This window comes from Arthrobacter sp. Y3223151 (genome assembly GCF_059091125.1).
This window is the reverse complement of sequence record NZ_JBNHGI010000001.1, coordinates 110,929-128,380: the sequence shown is the minus strand read 5'-3', so window position 1 is coordinate 128,380 and position 17,452 is coordinate 110,929. Positions and strand designations below refer to the sequence as shown.

Genomic DNA, 17,452 nt, shown 5'->3' with positions numbered 1-17,452 from the left:
ATCCTTCCAGATGCCCGCACGCGGCGCTTCCGGCGGCAGCCGCTGCCGCGGCGGGAGCGGGCGACACAAAAGTAGTAACAGGAGAAGTGTTTAGGTCGCAGCCGTGCTGGGAACAGTGCTGGTATGAGCACAATCGCCGCATACCCCCCGCGGGCCATTCTGTTCGACCGGGACGGCACGCTGGTCACGGACGTGCCCTACAACCCCGATCCCGCGAAGGTCCGGCCGGTAGCCGGCGCCCGCGCGGCGGTCGACGCGGTCCGGGCCGCCGGATTGCCGTGCGGGGTGCTCACCAACCAATCAGGCATCGGCCGCGGCCTGCTGAGCCGGGAACAGGTCGACGCCGTCAACCTGCGGGTGGAGGAACTGCTGGGACCCTTCGACGTGTGGGAGATCTGCCCGCACAACCCGGACGACGGATGCCCCTGCCGGAAGCCGCAGCCCGGCATGATCCTGGCGGCCTGCCGCCGGCTCGGACTCGATCCCGCGGAGGTCGCCTACGTCGGCGACATCGGGGCCGACGTCGAGGCCGCTGCCGCAGCCGGCGCGACCGGCGTCCTCGTACCGACCCCGGTGACCCGGCGCGAAGAGGTCGCGGCGGCGCCGCTGGTCGCCGAAGACCTCACCGCCGCCGTGTCGCTGCTGCTGGAGGGCCGCCCGTGAGCCGCGTACTGGTGGCGCGGCTGGACAGCGTCGGAGACGTACTGCTGGCCGGCCCGGCGGTGCGGGCCATCGCGGCAGGCCGCGGCGGCGATACCCGCGAGGTCATGATGCTGTGCGGGCCGCAGGGCAAAGCTGCCGCGGAACTCTTGCCCGGCGTCGCGGGCGTGTTCAGCTGGGCCAGCCCGTGGATCGTCGACCCCGCCCCGCCGGCAACCCGGGAACACGTGGGCGCGTTGGCGGACTGGGTCCGGGCCTCGGAGATCTCCGAGGCCGTCATCCTCACGTCCTTCCACCAGTCGCCGCTGCCCTTGGCGCTGCTGCTGCGGCTGGCCGGCGTCGGGCGCATCACCGGCGCTTCCGTCGATTACGCCGGGTCGCTGCTGGATCAGCGGCTCCGGCCCGGCGAGGACTTCCCGGAGGATCAGCCGGAGGCCGAACGGGCGCTGCAGATCGCCGCGGCCGCCGGGTACCGGCTTCCGCCCGACGACGACGGCCGGCTGCAGGTGCAAGGCATCCCGGACACCACTGACCTGACCGGCGGCGGGCCGTACATCGCCGTGCACCCCGGCGCCTCGGTTCCGGCGCGGGCCTGGCCGCCCCTGCACCACGCCGCCGCCGTCGAACTGCTGATCGGCGCCGGCTACCGCGTGGTGGTCACCGGCGGGCCGCAGGAGCAGGAACTGACGGCCACGGTCGCCGTCCCCGGCGCACTGGACCTGGGCGGGAAGACCGACCTGCGGAGCCTGGCCGGGGTCCTGGCCGGCGCGTCCGCCGTCGTCACCGGAAACACCGGGCCGGCCCACCTGGCCGCGGCCGTGGGCACCCCGGTGGTGTCCCTGTTCGCGCCGGTGGTTCCGGCGGTCCGTTGGGCACCGTACAAGGTTCCGCTGGAGCTGCTCGGGGACCAGCAGGCGCCCTGCCGGCTCAGCCGGGCACGCAATTGCCCGGTTCCCGGGCATCCCTGCCTGTCCCAGGTGGCGCCCGAGGAAGTGCTCGAGGCTGTACAGCGGCTGACCCGCGGCGTGACGTACTTGTCCGCCCGGAGAAAGACGAGGAACGCATGAAGATTCTGCTCTGGCATGTCCACGGCGGCTGGACCGACGCTTTTGTGCGCGGCCGCCACGAATACCTGCTGCCCGCCACCGCCGAGGGCGGTCCGTGGGGCCTGGGCCGCGCCGGCCGCGACTGGCCGTCGTCGGTCCGGGACGTGCACCCGGACCGGCTGCGTGACGAGGACCCCGACGTCGTGGTGCTGCAGCGGCCCGAGGAAATCGAGGAATGCGAGCGGCTGCTGGGCCGCCGGCCGGGACGGGACATCCCGGCGGTGTTCCTGGAGCACAACACCCCCAAGGGGGACGTGCCCAACTCGCTGCACCCGCTGGCCGACCAGCAGGACATGACCGTCGTGCATGTCACCCACTTCAACCGCCTGTTCTGGGACTGCGGAACCGCGCGGACCACGGTGATCGAGCACGGCATTGTCGATCCCGGCCGGCTCTACACCGGGGAGAAAGAACGCCAGGGCGTGGTGGTCAACGAGCCGGTCCGCCGCTGGCGCGTGACCGGAACGGATCTGCTGCCGGCCTTCGCCGAGGCAGGACCGCTGGAAGTGTTCGGCATGGGCACCGACCAGCTGGGCGCGGCCACCGGGCTGGGCGCGGACAAGCTGCACGTGCGAGGCGACCTGCCCGGCCCGCAGCTGCACGCCGAACTGGCCCGCTGCCGCCTCTACCTGCACCCGCTGCGCTGGACCTCGCTCGGCCTGGCGCTGCTGGATGCCATGCATCTGGGCATGCCGGTGGTGGTGCTGGACAGCACGGAGGCCGCCCGGGCCGTGCCGCCGGAGGCCGGCGTTATCTCAGCCGATGTGGACCAGCTGCGCCGCGAAGCGGCCCGGCTGCTGAAGGACCCGGACGAGGCCGCTGCGCGCGGAGCAGTCGCGCGCGAGGCAGCCCTGCGGAACTACGGGCTGCAGGCCTTTCTGGACAAGTGGGACAGCCTGCTGGCAGAGACCACCACGCGTGCCGGACGGATCATTGCCGCCAACGAGAGGAGAGAGCCGTGAGGATATCGATGGTTTCCGAACATGCCAGCCCGCTGGCGGCGCTGGGTGGTGTGGATGCCGGCGGCCAGAACGTGCATGTGGCGGCCCTCTCCGCCGCCCTCGCCCGGCGGGGGCACAGCGTGAGCGTCTACACCCGCCGCGACGATCCGATGCTGCCCGCCCGCGTCACGATGCGGCCGGGAGTGGAAGTGGTCCACGTCAACGCCGGACCACCCGAGCCGGTCGCCAAGGATGAGCTGCTGCCCTACATGGGCCAGCTGGCCGACGGGATCAGCGCCGACTGGGCGGACAGCCCGCCGGATCTCGTGCACGCGCACTTTTGGATGTCGGGTGTGGCGGCCCTCGACGCAGCCCGCCGCCCGGGAAGCCGCCCGGTGCCGGTGCTGCAGACCTTCCACGCGCTCGGCACCGTGAAACGGCGGCACCAGGGCGCGCAGGACACCAGCCCGGCCGAACGGGACTGGCTGGAACCATCCGTCGGCCGCAGCGTGGACCGGATCATCGCGACGTGCTCGGACGAAGTGTTCGAACTGGCCGCCATGGACATCCCGCGCGGCAACATTTCCATTGCCCCCTGCGGCGTGGACCTGGGACTTTTCAAGGCCGACGGGGAGGTCGAACCGCGCGGCCGCACCCACCGCATCGTCACGCTGGGCCGCCTGGTTCCGCGCAAGGGCATCGACCTGGCCGTCCAGGCCCTGCGGTTGCTCAAGGACCAGGGACTGGACGACGTCGAACTGATCGTGGTCGGCGGAGCCTCCGGTGCCACCGGACTGGCGGCCGACCCCGAGGCCCAGCGGCTGCGCGGCCTCGCCCGTGAGCTCGGCGTGGAAGACCAGCTGGTGCTGCGCGGCCAGTTGCCCCGGGAAGAAATCCCGGCGGTGCTGCGCAGCGCCGACGTCGTCGTCTGCGCGCCGTGGTACGAACCGTTCGGAATCGTCCCGCTGGAAGCGATGGCGTGCGGCGTTCCGGTGGTCGCGGCCTCGGTCGGCGGGCTGATCGATACCGTGGTGGACCGCAAGACCGGCCTGCACGTGCCGCCGCGCGACCCGGAGGCAGTGGCCGAAGCCGTGGCCGAGCTGCTGGCGAATCCCCAGCTGCGCCGCGACCTCGGCCGCGCCGGCCAGCAGCGCGTGCGGAACCGCTACTCCTGGGACCGGGTGGCCGCCGACACCGAAAAGGCCTATCACCTGGCGGTCAGCCGGAGCGCGGGCGCCGTCGCCGCCGGCGTCCGGCAGCTGGAAGGGGAGGCACTGTGAAGCGCCCAGCCGCCATGGCCAAGACAGCAGCACGGACCACGGCACTGGCCACCGCCGCGGCCCCGGCCGCCCCGGCCGCCCCCGCCGGCCCGGCCGACACGGAGGCTTACCTGCGGCCGCCCGCACCGGGGCCCGCCCTGGTCCCGGTGCCGGCGAACGGCCAGGATCCGGCCGGGACCGAAGCGGTGGACGCGGTCCTGGCGCACCTGCAGGCCGTGGCACCGGCGGTGGAGTCGCTGCGCGCCCAGGCCGGCCAGCTGGCCGGTTGGGGGACGGAGTTGGCCCGGCGGCTGATGGGCGGCGCGCGCCTGCTGGCGGCCGGCAACGGCGGCTCCGCCGCGGAAGCCCAGCACCTCACCGCCGAACTGGTGGGCCGCTTCGACGGCGAACGCCGGGCGTTCTCCGCCATCTCGCTGCACGCGGAAACCTCGGCGGTCACGGCCATCTCCAATGACTACGGCTTCGACCAGCTGTTCGCCCGGCAGGTGCTGGGCCACGGGCGTGCCGGCGACGTGCTGCTCCTGCTGACCACCAGCGGCAAGAGCGGGAACTTGCTGCGCGCGGCCGAAGCTGCCCGCAGCATCGGCGTGACCTGCTGGGCGCTGACCGGCCAGGCGCCGAATCCGCTGACCAGGTTGTGCGACGACTATGTGGCAGTGGAGGCGCTGCCGGCCAATGTGCAGGAGGGGCACCTCATGGCGCTGCATGCCCTCTGCCGGGCGTTCGACGCCGAGGTGGCGCGGCTCGAGGGAGGCGCGCCGGGCGCGCGCGGGCAGGGAGGCCGGTCATGAGGATCGTGGTGGTGGGTGACGTTCTGCTGGATGCGGACGTGGAGGGTGCGGCAACCCGGCTGAGCCCGGACGGACCGGTGCCGGTCGTTGATGCGGCCGAAACGACCTACCGCGCCGGGGGAGCCGGGCTGGTGGCACGGATGCTCGCCCGCGACGGCCGGGACGTCCTCCTGGTCACGGCACTGTCCGACGACGGCGCTTCCTCCCGGCTGCGCGACGCCCTGGACGGCATCCGCGTGGTCGCCGGACCATCCGGCGCCCCCACGCCGGTGAAAACCCGCATCCGTGCCGGCGGGCAGTCGGTGGTCAGGGTCGACGAAGGCTGCGCCCCGGCACCGGTGCCGGTACCGACACCGGACATGCTCGAGGCGCTCGAAACGGCCGACGCCATCATCGTGGCGGACTACGGCCGCGGCTTGGCGGCCGCACCCGGGCTGCGCGACGCCCTGGCCTCGCTGGTGCACCGGATCCCCGTGGTGTGGGATCCGCACCCGGCAGGCCCGGCCCCGGTCGAGGGCGTGGCCGCGGCGACGCCCAACCTGCCCGAAGCCCTGCGGATCGCCGGACTGCGGGACAGCGGGACCCGGGAGGCTGCGCTGGCCGCGGCGGACCTGCGGGAACGCTGGAACAGCCGCGCCGTCGTCGTCACGCTGGGCGCGGAAGGGGCCCTGATCCAGGCCGACGGCGGCCTGCCGCAGGCCATTCCCGCCCCGACGCTGGACCCGGCCGACACCTGCGGCGCGGGGGACCGGCTTGCCGCCTCCCTGGCGGTGGCGCTGGCCTCCGGGCGGCCGCTGGCCGAGGCGGTGGAAGAGGCCGTCGGGCAGGCGGCGGCCTTCCTCGCCGCAGGCGGGGTGGCATCGCTTCGGCAGGAAACGGCCCCGGTCCAGCTGCGCGGTCCGGGGGTGGACGCCATGCAGGTCGCCGCGCAGACCCGCGAAGCCGGCGGCACGGTGGTAGCCACCGGAGGCTGCTTCGACTTGCTGCACGCCGGCCACGCCAGGACTCTGGCCGCCGCCCGGAAGCTGGGTGACTGCCTGATCGTCTGCCTCAACTCGGACGATTCGGTCCGCCGCCTCAAAGGCGAAGAGCGTCCGATCATGAACCAGGAGGACCGCACCGAGCTGCTGCTGGCGCTGGAATGCGTGGATGCGGTGCTGGTCTTCGACGAAGCCACCCCCGAAGCGGCGCTGGAAAGGCTGCGGCCGGACATCTGGGTCAAGGGCGGCGACTACACCGCGGACCAGCTGCCCGAGGCGCGCCTGCTGCAATCCTGGGGCGGGCAAACCGTCACCGTGCCCTACTACCCGGCGCGTTCCACCACCGGCCTGGCCGCCGCCCTGGCGAAGGTCGGCTGACCCGGCGGACGGCTCCGCCGATCCGGCGCGCCCCGAACTGAAGAATCCCGAACCTGAGGAGGAAAACATGAGCATTGCCCCAACGAACCCCGGACGCGTCCTGGTCACCGGCGGAGGCTCCGGCCTGGGAGCCGCCGTCGTGGAGGCGGTCCTTGCCGCCGGCGGCACGCCGGTCGTGCTGGACCGTGACGTCAGCCGGGTGGGCCGGGCCAAGAGCATCGAGGTGGACGTCGCCGACCGTGCCGCCGTCGAGGCGGCCGTGCAGCAGGCCGCCGACACCCTCGGCGGGCTGGACGCCGTCGTGACGGCTGCCGGGATCGACCGCTGCGGGCGCCTGGAAGACGTGCCGGCCGAGGAATGGGAGAAGGTCATCGGGGTCAACCTGATGGGCACCGTCTCCGTGGTGCGCGCGGCACTGCCGCACTTGATGTCCACCCACGGGCGCGTGATCACGGTCGCCTCGTCGCTGGGGATCAAGGCGGTCTCCGACGCCACCGCCTACTGCGCCTCCAAGTTCGGCGTGGTCGGCTTCAGCCGGGCGCTGGCGGCCGAAACCCGCGGTCAGGTCGGAGTGACCACCATGATTCCCGCCGGCATGAAGACCAGGTTCTTTGACGACCGGACCGAGCAGTACAAGCCGCAGGACGATTCCCGGCTCAACGATCCCGAACGGGTGGCCGATGCCATCATCTTCGCGCTGTCACAGCCGAAGGGCTGCGAGGTGCGCGAGATGGTCATTTGCCACGAAGTAGAAGACTCGTGGCCCTAAGCCCGCGCAGGTCCGCGTAGACATCCTCTGCGCGGACCTGGTCCGTCAGGGAGAATTCGTGGCTGCAGCGTTCGGCGGTCCAGCCCACCTGGGTCAGGTCGGAGCCGCAGGCCGGGCACTGCGTCATCCAGGACATGTGGACCCGGTGCAGGGTCCGGCCCAGCGCCCCGGCCATGATCATGTTGCCGGCCCAGTAGATACCCACCGTGGGTGTTCCCACCGCCTGCGCCAGGTGCCGCGGCCCGCTGTCGTTGCCGACCATCACGTCACTGGCGCGCAGCACGGCGGACAGCTCATCCAGTTCCAGCCGGCCGGCCACGGAGTCGATGCTGCCCCCGCCGCCGGCACCGGCGGCCCCGCGGGCCAGCCCCACTACCTCCTCGGCCAGCGCCGCGTCGGACTGGTCGCCGACCACCAGGACCTGGCATCCGTCGTCGGCCGCCCACGCGGCCACCTGGGCAAACTCCGACGCCGGCCACCGCCGCCGCGGGTCCGTGGCGCCGGGGTGGATGGTCACCAGCGACGGCCGGCCTTCCTCCAGGAGCCCGGCCAGCAAGGCCTCTTCATCGGCCAGGGGCTGCAGTTCCGGCTGCAGCGAGGCCGGAGACGCGCCGGCCAGGCCCACCACCTCCAGCGCGCGCAACACCTCGTGCTGGTAGTACACGTAGGGGATGGTCCGCTCGAGCGCGGCCGCGTCCGGGGTCCGGGTGCCCACCGTGTGCCGTGCGCCCAGTTCCAGCAGGAACGGGTTCGAGTTCCGGCCGCCGCCGTGCAGCTGCACGGCCAGGTCGAACTGCTCGCCGCGCATCCGCTGGTGGAACCGGCCGATGGCCTGCGGGTCCTCCGGTCCCGGGCGAACCCCGTGCGCGAACGGCAGCGGTTCCACCCGGTGCACCGGGCCCGGCCTGCCGCGGAACAGGGCGGCATGGGCCTCCGTGCCCAGCAGGGTCAGGCTGGCCTCGGGATAGGCGGCTGCCAGCGACTCGAGTGCCGGAACCGAAAAAAGGACGTCGCCCAGTCCTCCACCCCGGAGCACCGCGATCTTCCGCACCCCCTCGAAGGGCTCCAACACCGGCCCGATGCCCCGGCCATGCCGGGCCTCGGTACTGAGCCTCTGGTCACCGAAAGCGGCGCCGCCTGTGGGAGAACCAGCCATCTCCACCTCCTGGATTAACGTTCCGCGCTGCGGCGCATCCACCCGGCGCTCGGGTGCCGTGCCTGCCGCAACCCCCTGCGACCCGCCCCCGCGGGCCCCCTCGTGAACTTCACCCTAAGGGGCATTCGAGCCGCTGGCCAGAGCCGGAATCGGGACCCGAGGCAGGGACCGGCCCGCAGGAACCGCCCGCACCGGGCGTGTCTGACACCGCGCGGTGTGTCTTAAACCGGCGGCGTGTCTGAAACCGGGCGATGGGGGGTAGGGAACCAGTACCACGCGTTGTTGCCGGTGTTGCGCGCCCGCGGGCACTGCACTGTGCGGCCGCGTGACCGTGGACTTTGGCCAGACACCAACGGGCAGGCCCAGGCCGCCTTGGAGGGGAGTAGCAATATGACCACCGATTCCGATACCGCCCGGGACCTTGCCATTCTGGAGGTGCACGACCCGCGGGACGGCAGCCTGGTGGGAGTGCTGGAGGAAACCAGCTCCGACGAGGTGCGGGCCGCCGTCGCCGCCGCCAAGGCGGCCCAGCCCGGCTGGGCAGCCACCGACGCCGCCGCCCGCGGCGAACTGCTGGAAGCGGCCGCCGCGGCCTTGCAGGAGCACTCGCAGGAGCTGGCCGCGATGAACGCGCGGGAGACCGGTCGGCCGGAACACGAAGCGCTGGAAGGCGTGCTGGCCGGGGCCGGGACCCTGCGCCAGTACGCCCAGCTGGGCCCGGTGCACCGCGGCCGCAGCCTGCGCGGCGGTTCGCTTGCCGCCGACTACACCGTGAACGAACCGCGGGGCGTGGCCGTTGTGCTCACGCCTTGGAACGATCCGGTGGCGGTGGCCGCCGGGCTGCTGGGCGCCGCGCTGGCGACGGGAAACACGGTCCTGCACAAGCCAAGCGAACGCTGCCCGCATCTGGGTGAGCTGCTCGGCCGGATTCTCTCGGAGGTGCTGCCGCCGCAGGTCATGACGACGCTGACCGGCGGCCCCGCGGTCGGGGCGGCGCTGGCCGGCCACCCGGACGTCGATGTGATCGCGCACGTCGGATCGAGCCTCACCGGCGCCAGGATTGCCCGGGCCGCGGCGCTCACCGGCGCCCATGTCATCCGCGAGAACGGCGGAAACGATCCGCTGATCGTCGACGCCGGCGTGGATCCGGCGTGGGCGGCGGAGCAGGCGGCCATCGGGGCGTTCGCCAACAGCGGCCAGATCTGCACGTCGGTGGAGCGCATCTACGTGCACCGCGACGTCGCCGGCCCGTTCTGCGAGGCGCTCGCCGCCGAGGCCCGCAAACGCAACGACGGCGGGGCGATGGCGCCGCTGGTGGACCGCAGGCTCCGGGACAGCGTCAACGCCCAGGTGGCCGAGGCGCTCTCGCTCGGGGCGACGGCCGCTGAGGGCGGCTCGGTGCCAGAGGGGCCGGGCGCCCACTATCCGGCCACGGTGCTGCTGGACTGCACGGACCGCATGACCGTGATGCAGGAGGAGACCTTCGGCCCGGTGGCCCCGGTCCGGGTGGTGGACAGCTTCGAGGACGGGCTTCAGCTGGCGGCGGAGGGTCGGTACGGCCTGGCGGCCACGGTGCTGACCGCGGACCTGGAACATGCGCACCGGGCCGTTGCCGGGCTCCAGGTGGGCACGGTCAAGATCAATGCCGTCTTCGGCGGCGCCCCGGGCGGCTCCGCCCAGCCCCGCCGGGACAGCGGCGACGGGTTCGGCTACGGCCCCGAACTGCTGGACGAGTTCAGCGCCGTGAAGGTGGTCCACGTGGGCCTGCCCGGCGGGGTGCGGCCATGAGCACGCCCCTGTCGGACGTCTCCGGGCTGGCCGGCTGGCTGCCGTCCCGGCTGGCGGAGGCCGCACCGCGGGTCACCGTGGTCGGTGACGTGATGCTGGACGGCTGGTTCAGCGGCCGGATCGAACGGTTCTGCCGGGAAGCCCCGGCCCCGGTTGTGGACATGACCAGGCGGGAGTACGCCCCGGGCGGCGCCGCCAACACGGCCATGAACCTCGCCGCCCTCGGCGCCCGCGTGCGCATTCTCGGCCTGATCGGCGGGGACGACGCCGGACGGCGGCTGGCTGCCCTCCTGCAGGGTGCGGGGGTGGACATCTCGGGGCTGGTCGAACACGAAGACGTCCTGACCACCACCAAGTACCGCATCATCGGCGGCGACCAGATCATGCTGCGGCTGGACGAGCGCACGGAGCGGGTGCCGGAAGCGGCGCAGGAGCAGCTGGCCGCAGCAGTGCCGGACGCGCTCGCCGGCAGCGACGCCGTGGTGGTCTGCGACTACGGTTCCGGCGCGTTGGGCGGTCCCGTGCGCAGCGTGCTGGCCCGTCACCGCGGCGGCAGGCTGCTGGTCGTCGATGCCCACGACCCGCGGCCCTGGTCCGAGGTTGCGCCCGACCTGGTCACGCCCAATGCCGCCGAAGCAGCCGCGCTCCTGGGCGTGACGCTGGATCCCGACACGGACCGGGCCGCCTCCCTGGCAGGCCACGCCGGGGAACTGCTGGACGCGACCGGGGCGGGCGCCGCCGTCGTCACCCTGGACAAGGACGGCTCCTTCCTGCTCACGCCCGACGGCGGGACCCACCGCACCTGGGCCACCCCGGTCACCGAGAAGCAGGCTTCCGGCGCCGGCGACACCTACGTGGCCTGCCTGACCCTGGCGCGGGCCGCGGGACTGCAGCTGAGCACCAGCCTGGACCTGGCCCAGGCCGCCGCGGACGTCGTGGTGCGCCGGCGCGGCACGTCGGTCTGCAGCACCACCGACCTCGCCTCGCACCTGGGCACCTTCTCCGATGCCGCCCTGGATGCGGAGGCGCTCGGGCAGGCGGTCGCCGCGGAGCGGGCTTCGGGCAAGCGCATTGTGCTCACGAACGGGTGTTTCGACGTGTTGCACCGCGGCCACACCCGCTACCTGAACCAAGCCAAGCAACTGGGCGACGTGTTGGTCGTGGCGCTGAACAGCGACGCATCTGCCCGGCGGCTGAAGGGACCGGACCGGCCGATCAACCCGGCCGCCGACCGGGCCGGCATCATCGCCGCGCTCAGCTGCGTGGACTACGTGACCGTGTTCGACACGGACACGCCCATCCCGCTGATCGAAGCGATCCGGCCCGACATCTACGCCAAGGGCGGGGACTACTCCCCGGAGATGCTCGAGGAGACGGCGGTGGTGGAAGCCTGCGGCGGCGAGGTGTGCATCCTGGACTATGTGTCCGACCACTCCACCACGGCGGTGGTCCGCAGGATCCGCGGCTCGGCGCCCCCGGCGGAGACGGGTCCGGCCCCGGCCTCGGGAGCGAATCCGACCCCGCCCGCGGGAGTCGATTCGGCGTGAGCCGCAGGAGTTCAGCCAGCTGGGCCCTGGCGGCACCGGAAACAGGGCCGGAGCTGGAGGTGTTGGTGCCCAGCTATGGCCGGGAAGCGGAGCTGGCGGTGACGCTCGCCGGGTTGGCGGCGCAGGACGGCCCGGCGTTCTCCGTCATCGTCAGCGACCAGACCGACGGCGCCCCCGCCTGGGAGCACCCGGCCGTCGGGGCGATGATCCGGGTGCTGGAAGCCCAGGGGCGCCCGGTCCGGCTGGAGCGGAATCTGCCCCGGCGCGGGCTGGCCGAGCAGCGCGACTTCCTGCTCCGGCTTGCCACCGCTGAACTGGTGCTGTTCCTGGACAACGACGTGTGGCTGGAACCGGGCATGCTGGTCCGGATGACGGCGGCCATCCGGGAGGCGGGCTGCGGATTTATCGGTGCCGCTGTGCAGGGCATGTCCTACCTGGACGACGTGCGGCCGGGGGAGCAGGAACCCTTCGAGCTGTGGGACGGCCCGGTCCGGCCCGAGCGCATCCGCCGCGAGGACCACCGGTTCGGCCGCTGGCAGCTGCATAACGCGGCAAACCTGACGCACATCGCCGCCGAGCTGGGCATCCCGGACGGCGGCTGGCGGCTGTACAAGATTGCGTGGGCCGGCGGCTGCGTGCTGTACCGGAGGCGTGCGCTGCTGGAGTGCGGCGGGTTCGGGTTCTGGCAGGAACTGCCGCCGGCCCACGCCGGGGAGGACGTGGTGGCGCAGCTGAGGGTCATGGAACGCTACGGCGGTGCCGGCATCCTGCCATCCGGCGCCGTCCACCTGGAATCGCCCACCACGGTCACCGATCGCTCCACGGAAGCCGCGGACGTGGTGCTGCGGGACTAGTCCCCGGGCGGCAACCTACCCCGCGTCCTGCCACCCGCCGCCGACCGTGTAGCTGGCGACCAGCGTGCCCGCACCGGGCTGCATCGAGTCGTCGGGATCGTCGTAGAGCTGCGCCGCGTCCCCCTTGCTGTTGGACAGGATGGACTCCGCCGCCTCCTTGGCCTCCGCCAGTGACGCCCCGAACACCTCGCTGCGGGCAGGCAACTGGTCGGTGCGGACCATCTCCGCATCGGTTTCGCTCAGCGGAACCGTATAGCCGCGGTGCTCGTCGCTGACCGGGAACTCGAAGCTTTCCCCGTCCGGCGCTGCCGGGATGGTGTACTCCAGGTAATAGGACATGGCGGTGCTCCTTTCGGGCTGGTCGGCCGCCGGTGGGTCCGTCCCGGGCGGCGGCCCAGGCCCAGCCTGTCACAGCCGAAATCCGGTGCATAGGTTGCAAGCGTCCGGGCCCATCCGGCGGGGCAATCCCGCCCCGGCCGCCCCGATTGGTTTGCGGCGAGTTAGCCGTGCACCGTCGTCGTCGTTAGACTGGCAGGTGCGTAAGGGAGTATCCAGATGCGCTGCAGCCGTCAACACGTAGGGCGCCGACGCCCGGCCGGTTGCAGTGGCCGGCCGCGCCGGAGGAGAGACTTGCGGGCTCACCGCTACCCGCTTACGAAAGGAAACACATGAGCGTTTCTCCCCTGATCTGGGGCATCACCATCGCCGTGATCCTCGCCTTGCTGGCCTTCGACTATTTCTTCCACATCCGCAAGGCGCACGTGCCCTCGCTGAAGGAAGCCTCCATCTGGTCGGCCTTGTACGTGGGCATCGCCATCGTCTTCGGGATCCTGGTGCTGATCTACGGCGGCGTGGACATGGGCTCCGAGTACTTCGCTGGCTACATCACCGAGAAGGCGCTCTCGGTGGACAACCTGTTTGTCTTCCTCATCATCATCGCCAGTTTCAAGGTGCCGCGCGAAGACCAGCAGAAAGTGCTGCTGTTCGGCATCGTGTTCTCGCTGATCGCGCGCACCGGGTTCATCTTCCTGGGCGCGGCGCTGATCAACACCTTCGCCTGGGTGTTCTACGCCTTCGGCCTGATCCTGATCATCACGGCGGGCAACCTGCTCAAGCCCGGACACGACGGCGGCGAGGCGGACAACTTCATCATCCGGCTGGCCAAGCGCTTCTTCCACACCACGGATTACTACGACGGCGACAAACTGTTCACCGTCAAGGACGGCAAGAAGGCGATGACGCCGATGCTGCTCGTCATGGTGGCCATCGGCGGCACGGACATCCTGTTCGCCCTCGACTCGATTCCCGCGATCTTCGGCCTGACGCAGAACGTCTACATCGTCTTCACGGCCACCGCCTTCTCGCTGATGGGCCTGCGCCAGCTGTACTTCCTGATCGACGGCCTGCTGGACCGGTTAATCTACCTGTCCTACGGCCTGGCAGCGATCCTGGCCTTCATCGGCGTGAAGCTGATCCTGCACGCACTGCACGAGAACAACCTGCCCTTCGTCAACGACGGCAACCCGGTCCCCGTGGTCGAGATCAGCACCGGACTCTCGCTCACCGTCATCATCGGCATCCTGATAATCACCGTCGTCGCCTCGCTGCTGAGCAAGGCCGGCAAGGCACAGAACGCCATCAACAACGCACGCCGGCACGCAATCAATTACATGGATCTCTCCTACACCGCTGACCCGGCAGAACGTGAACGCATTTACCGGCTGCTGGTGGAAGAAGAGCGCCAGATCGTGCAAATGGAACCGAAGTACCGCAACAAGGCCAAGGACGTGGACATCATCCGCGAACAGGTGGCCGAGGCCCACCGCCAGCACGCGGAATACCAGCGGAGCTAGGCCGCTTCGGGCCGGCCGGCCCCCGGGAATCCGGGACCCCCAAAGGACGTCCCGCCCGGGCCGCCGGCGGGCCCGGAGCGCCGTTCCAGCGCCCAAGCGCCTCCGGCGGACAACGTCGGAAAACCGGCCCGGCGGACGGATTCGCCGGGGCCGGTCGGGACGGGATCGGGCCCCCTTCAAGGGCAAAACGTCCGGTGCTACCGTGAGGTTCTACTGATCAAGAAAACCCGCAGTTCCAATAGCAGGGAAGGTGATCACGATGACCGAGCAGGTCAATACGACCCACGCGGCGAACAAGAGGTACGCCGAACTGTACAAGAAGCCGGGGCCTTGGATCACGGTCTACGTGGACGCCAGCACGGGCACCGTGGATTCCCTGCGGGCAGGGGATGTGCTGCCGGACAGGCTGCGGGAATCGCTCGAGAAGCAGGGCGCCGCGAAGGCGGACATAGCGGCCGTGATCGAGGCCGTTTCCCCGGCCACCGGCGTTCCGTCTCCGGTCTCCCGCTTTGTGCTGGTGCGCGGCGGTGAGGCCGAAATCAACGAGGTGCTCCCGGGCGAAATGTCCGGTACGGAGGTGGTTCACACCGGCCCGATTCCGGACCTGGTGCCCCTGTTGAAGGCCCGCGGCGACGACTTCCCGTACGTGGTGGCCGAAGTGGGCCGGGACGGCGGCGAGGTCCACCTGCAGTACGCCCGCCGCAACGGCGTGGTGGAAACGAGGACGGTCGAGGGCGAGCGGGAGAACCTCACGAAGGTTCCCGGCGGCGGCTGGTCCCAGGGCCGCTATCAGCACCGCACCGAGGAAATCTGGCGCAAGAACGCCGATGAGATCGCCGCCGAGATCGACCGCGTGGTGCAGGCCAGCAGGGCGCGGCTGCTGATTGTGGCCGGCGATATCCGGGCCCGGGAACTGGTGGTCGACCAGCTCTCCGAGGCCAGCCGGGCGATCGAAGTCACCATCGAGTCGCACACACGCACAGGCGGCGCGGACAAGGACGCGCTCCGGGCCGAAATAGCCGCCCGGGTGGCCCATGTGTGGACGGAACAGCGCAAAGCCATCCTGGACCGCCTGGCCAACCAGACCGGGCAGGCCCATCCGGAGTGGACGGCGGGCCTGGGCGAGTGCGTCCGGGCCCTGCAGCAGGCGCAGGTCGGCACGCTGCTCTTGAACGACGACGCCCTCGCCGATCACCACGTGCATGCCCTGACGGCCGAACCGTGGATCGCTACGGCCGGCGAGCAGGCCGTCAACGGCGACCTGCTGGCCAAGGTACCTGCCCCGGCGGCGCTGGTCCGCGCCGCGGCGCTGACCGACGCGCGGGTGACCATGGTCCCCGAGGGAGCCCTGCCGGGAGGCAAAAGCATAGCGGCGCTGCTGCGCTGGCCCACCGGCCCCGACGTGCCGGGCGGCTAACGCCTCATCGGCGGCCGAATGGCTAGACGGCCGAGGCGCTGAATCCGCCCAGTGCCAGCGCCACGGGCACCGAGGCGGCGGCTGCCCCGGCGTACGGCCGGCAGGCGGACGGATACGGCAGCGCCGGCCGGACCTCCACCGCGGCCTGCCCGCTGAAGAGCTCAGGCAACCGGTAGCCGAATCCCTCGGCCGCGTCGAGCAGTCCTGCCGCCAGCTGTGCGGCCTGTTCCTGGAAGCCGGTGCGCAGCAGCCCCATCACAGTCCACGCGGTCTCCTGCGTCCAGACCGCCCCTGCGCGGCGGCGGGTGGGCCAAAACCCGGGGTTCGCCGTCGACAGGGTCCGGACGCCGTAGCCGGAGAACAAGGTCCGGTCCATCAGCCGCGCGGCCACCGTCCGGGTCTCCTCGGGGTTCAGCAGTCCCGTGCCCAGCAGGTGTCCCATGCCGGACCCGACCCCGTCCACCCGCTGCTTCCGTTCGTCGAGTGCCATCGCTGGGTACGGGCCGGCGTCGTCGGCGCACCAAAACCGGCTGCGGAAGTTCTCCGCCAGCCGCGACGCGTAGTCGCGCCACTCGGCGCCGGCGTTCATTTCGCCGAAGTAGTCGAGCAGCACGGCCGCGGCACGGGCCGCCTCGTAGGCGTAGGCCTGGAGTTCGGCCGGCGCGACGGTTCCGGTGGCTGGCCTGCCGTCCAGATAGTGGTAGGCGGCCCGCGTGTCGCCGGACCCCTGGTGTCCCGGACCCTGCAGGGCGGGAACGGGCGTCTCCAGGAAGCCGTCGCCGTCGGGGTCGCCGTCGATGCGCAGCCAGTCCAGCGCGGCCTCCAAATGGGGCAGCAGGTCCCGGACGGCATCCTCCGGCATCCCCGAGTGCCAGGCGTCGTGCAGCAGCACGATCCACAGCAGCGTGGCGTCGGGCGACCCGTACAGGACCGGGGGCAGCTGCCGGACCGCGGCGTCCGCGGGCATCGACAGGCGGCGCTGCCGCACCTCCTGGACCATCAGGCCGGGCTGTTCGCCCGATTCCGCCGACTCGGCCGTGCCCTGCCAGGCTGCCACCGCCCGCAGCGTCCCTTCCGCTACCGCGGCGTCGACCGGCAGCAGCAGCCGGGCGGCAACCAGCGCCTCCCGGCCGTACAGCGTCAGGAACCACGGGGCCCCCGCGGCCAGGAAGACGTCGCCCGGGGTTTGGCGCCCGGCCATCCGCAGGCTGTTGAGGTCGGTCATGGAGCGGCTCATCAGCCGTTGCAGCCGGGGATCCCCGGCCAGTGACGGCGTGCGCAGCGGGGGCGCGGCCGCGCCGGTCAGGGGAGCCTCGGCGTCGTCAAGCTCTAGGCTCCAGGACAGGACGACGACGGCGCCCGGCTTGAGCCGTTCCGTCCACTCCAGCCGGACCAAGCTGCCGTCGAAACTGACCCGGGCGCCTTCGGCCGTCAGCGCGGCGCGTGTATTGTCCCGCCAGCTCCAGACGGCGTCGCCGGGGGCCACCGAGCCGGCCTCGCCCGCGGCGCCGGCGCGCACCTGTTCCAGGGGAATGGCATCGGCCACCAGGTCGACGCGGACCTGGAGTTCCAACTCGTCCTCGAGGGCCGACGTGAACGTCAGCGCCTCGGCCAGCCGGCTGCCTTCCGCCGCCCGCGAGCGGTTCAGGGTGACCAGCGGATCGGTCCCGTCCTCGGCGGTCCGGATGAAGGAGAAGAAGTCGACGCGTCCGGCCGAGCGCGACTGGGTGGAGATCCACTCCGGTTCCTGCCCGTTCACCGCCAGCAGGCAGCGGGCCAACACCCGGTCGTCCCCGCAGTAGACCCCTTGGGCTCCGGTACCCCTGATCTGCCCGTGGGGCTCGCTCCAAGCTTGGACGGGTGCCGCAAATACTCCCGTGAGATCGTGCAGGTACGGCTGGCGGTAGAGCATGGAATCATCTTGGCAGCATC

The 17,452-nt window shown here is 71.7% G+C and carries 15 protein-coding genes; 12 read left to right on the top strand and 3 right to left on the bottom strand.

Features of this window, described 5'->3' with window-relative positions:
• The first annotated feature begins 123 nt into the window (after positions 1-123).
• The 7 genes from AC5RUP_RS00600 to AC5RUP_RS00570 all read left to right on the top strand — a co-directional run bounded on the left by AC5RUP_RS00600 (position 124) and on the right by AC5RUP_RS00570 (position 6,905).
• Complete coding sequence (locus AC5RUP_RS00600) at positions 124-663, top strand: D-glycero-alpha-D-manno-heptose-1,7-bisphosphate 7-phosphatase (RefSeq protein ID WP_494158208.1); 540 nt, start codon at positions 124-126, stop codon at positions 661-663.
• The gene (locus AC5RUP_RS00595) at positions 660-1,727 is read left to right on the top strand and encodes a glycosyltransferase family 9 protein (protein WP_494158207.1); all 1,068 of its coding nucleotides are present in this window, start codon (positions 660-662) and stop codon (positions 1,725-1,727) included. The genes AC5RUP_RS00600 and AC5RUP_RS00595 overlap by 4 nt, the downstream gene beginning before the upstream one ends.
• Positions 1,724-2,728 (top strand): glycosyltransferase family 4 protein, encoded by a 1,005-nt coding sequence (locus tag AC5RUP_RS00590; RefSeq protein ID WP_494158206.1) that lies wholly within the window; start codon positions 1,724-1,726, stop codon positions 2,726-2,728. The genes AC5RUP_RS00595 and AC5RUP_RS00590 overlap by 4 nt, the downstream gene beginning before the upstream one ends.
• Positions 2,725-3,987: a glycosyltransferase gene (locus AC5RUP_RS00585; protein ID WP_494158205.1), complete on the top strand. Its 1,263-nt coding sequence runs from the start codon at positions 2,725-2,727 to the stop codon at positions 3,985-3,987. The genes AC5RUP_RS00590 and AC5RUP_RS00585 overlap by 4 nt, the downstream gene beginning before the upstream one ends.
• On the top strand, positions 3,984-4,778 hold the full coding sequence (locus AC5RUP_RS00580) for a D-sedoheptulose-7-phosphate isomerase (protein WP_494158204.1): 795 nt from the start codon (positions 3,984-3,986) through the stop codon (positions 4,776-4,778). The genes AC5RUP_RS00585 and AC5RUP_RS00580 overlap by 4 nt, the downstream gene beginning before the upstream one ends.
• A complete protein-coding gene (locus AC5RUP_RS00575) occupies positions 4,775-6,136 on the top strand; it encodes a PfkB family carbohydrate kinase (RefSeq protein ID WP_494158203.1) in 1,362 nt (453 codons plus the stop codon). Before AC5RUP_RS00580 ends, AC5RUP_RS00575 begins: the two co-directional genes overlap by 4 nt.
• 67 nt (positions 6,137-6,203) lie before the next feature.
• Positions 6,204-6,905, top strand: a complete 702-nt coding sequence (locus AC5RUP_RS00570) for an SDR family oxidoreductase (protein ID WP_494158202.1) — start codon at positions 6,204-6,206, stop codon at positions 6,903-6,905.
• Here AC5RUP_RS00570 and AC5RUP_RS00565 read toward each other — a convergent pair.
• Complete coding sequence (locus tag AC5RUP_RS00565; protein ID WP_494158201.1) at positions 6,871-8,061, bottom strand: glycosyltransferase family 9 protein; 1,191 nt, start codon at positions 8,059-8,061, stop codon at positions 6,871-6,873. The two genes, AC5RUP_RS00570 and AC5RUP_RS00565, sit on opposite strands and share 35 nt — an antisense overlap.
• A gap of 390 nt (positions 8,062-8,451) precedes the next feature.
• Here AC5RUP_RS00565 and AC5RUP_RS00560 point away from each other — a divergent pair, with 390 nt between their 5' ends.
• From AC5RUP_RS00560 to AC5RUP_RS00550, 3 genes are read left to right on the top strand one after another with little or no spacing between them, the layout of a single operon-like run.
• Positions 8,452-9,849, top strand: coding sequence for an aldehyde dehydrogenase family protein (locus tag AC5RUP_RS00560; RefSeq protein WP_494158200.1), 1,398 nt, complete (start codon positions 8,452-8,454; stop codon positions 9,847-9,849).
• Positions 9,846-11,396 carry a D-glycero-beta-D-manno-heptose 1-phosphate adenylyltransferase gene (gene rfaE2 / locus AC5RUP_RS00555; RefSeq protein ID WP_494158199.1) on the top strand — a complete coding sequence of 517 codons (1,551 nt, stop codon included), beginning with the start codon at positions 9,846-9,848 and terminating at the stop codon, positions 11,394-11,396. The genes AC5RUP_RS00560 and rfaE2 overlap by 4 nt, the downstream gene beginning before the upstream one ends.
• Positions 11,393-12,250, top strand: a complete 858-nt coding sequence (locus AC5RUP_RS00550) for a glycosyltransferase family 2 protein (protein ID WP_494065011.1) — start codon at positions 11,393-11,395, stop codon at positions 12,248-12,250. Before rfaE2 ends, AC5RUP_RS00550 begins: the two co-directional genes overlap by 4 nt.
• 15 nt (positions 12,251-12,265) lie before the next feature.
• Here AC5RUP_RS00550 and AC5RUP_RS00545 read toward each other — a convergent pair whose 3' ends face one another.
• The gene (locus tag AC5RUP_RS00545; RefSeq protein ID WP_494154646.1) at positions 12,266-12,589 is read right to left on the bottom strand and encodes a hypothetical protein; all 324 of its coding nucleotides are present in this window, start codon (positions 12,587-12,589) and stop codon (positions 12,266-12,268) included.
• Positions 12,590-12,918: 329 nt separating this feature from the next.
• On the opposite strand from AC5RUP_RS00545, the gene AC5RUP_RS00540 reads away from it, so the two are divergent.
• Both AC5RUP_RS00540 and AC5RUP_RS00535 read left to right on the top strand, forming a co-directional pair.
• Complete coding sequence (locus AC5RUP_RS00540) at positions 12,919-14,103, top strand: TerC family protein (RefSeq protein ID WP_494154645.1); 1,185 nt, start codon at positions 12,919-12,921, stop codon at positions 14,101-14,103.
• A gap of 259 nt (positions 14,104-14,362) precedes the next feature.
• Positions 14,363-15,520 carry a baeRF2 domain-containing protein gene (locus tag AC5RUP_RS00535; RefSeq protein WP_494065009.1) on the top strand — a complete coding sequence of 386 codons (1,158 nt, stop codon included), beginning with the start codon at positions 14,363-14,365 and terminating at the stop codon, positions 15,518-15,520.
• 22 nt (positions 15,521-15,542) lie between these two features.
• Here the strand turns inward: AC5RUP_RS00535 and AC5RUP_RS00530 are convergent, their stop codons facing one another.
• Positions 15,543-17,432, bottom strand: coding sequence for a glycogen debranching N-terminal domain-containing protein (locus AC5RUP_RS00530; protein ID WP_494158198.1), 1,890 nt, complete (start codon positions 17,430-17,432; stop codon positions 15,543-15,545).
• Positions 17,433-17,452: the final 20 nt, after the last annotated feature.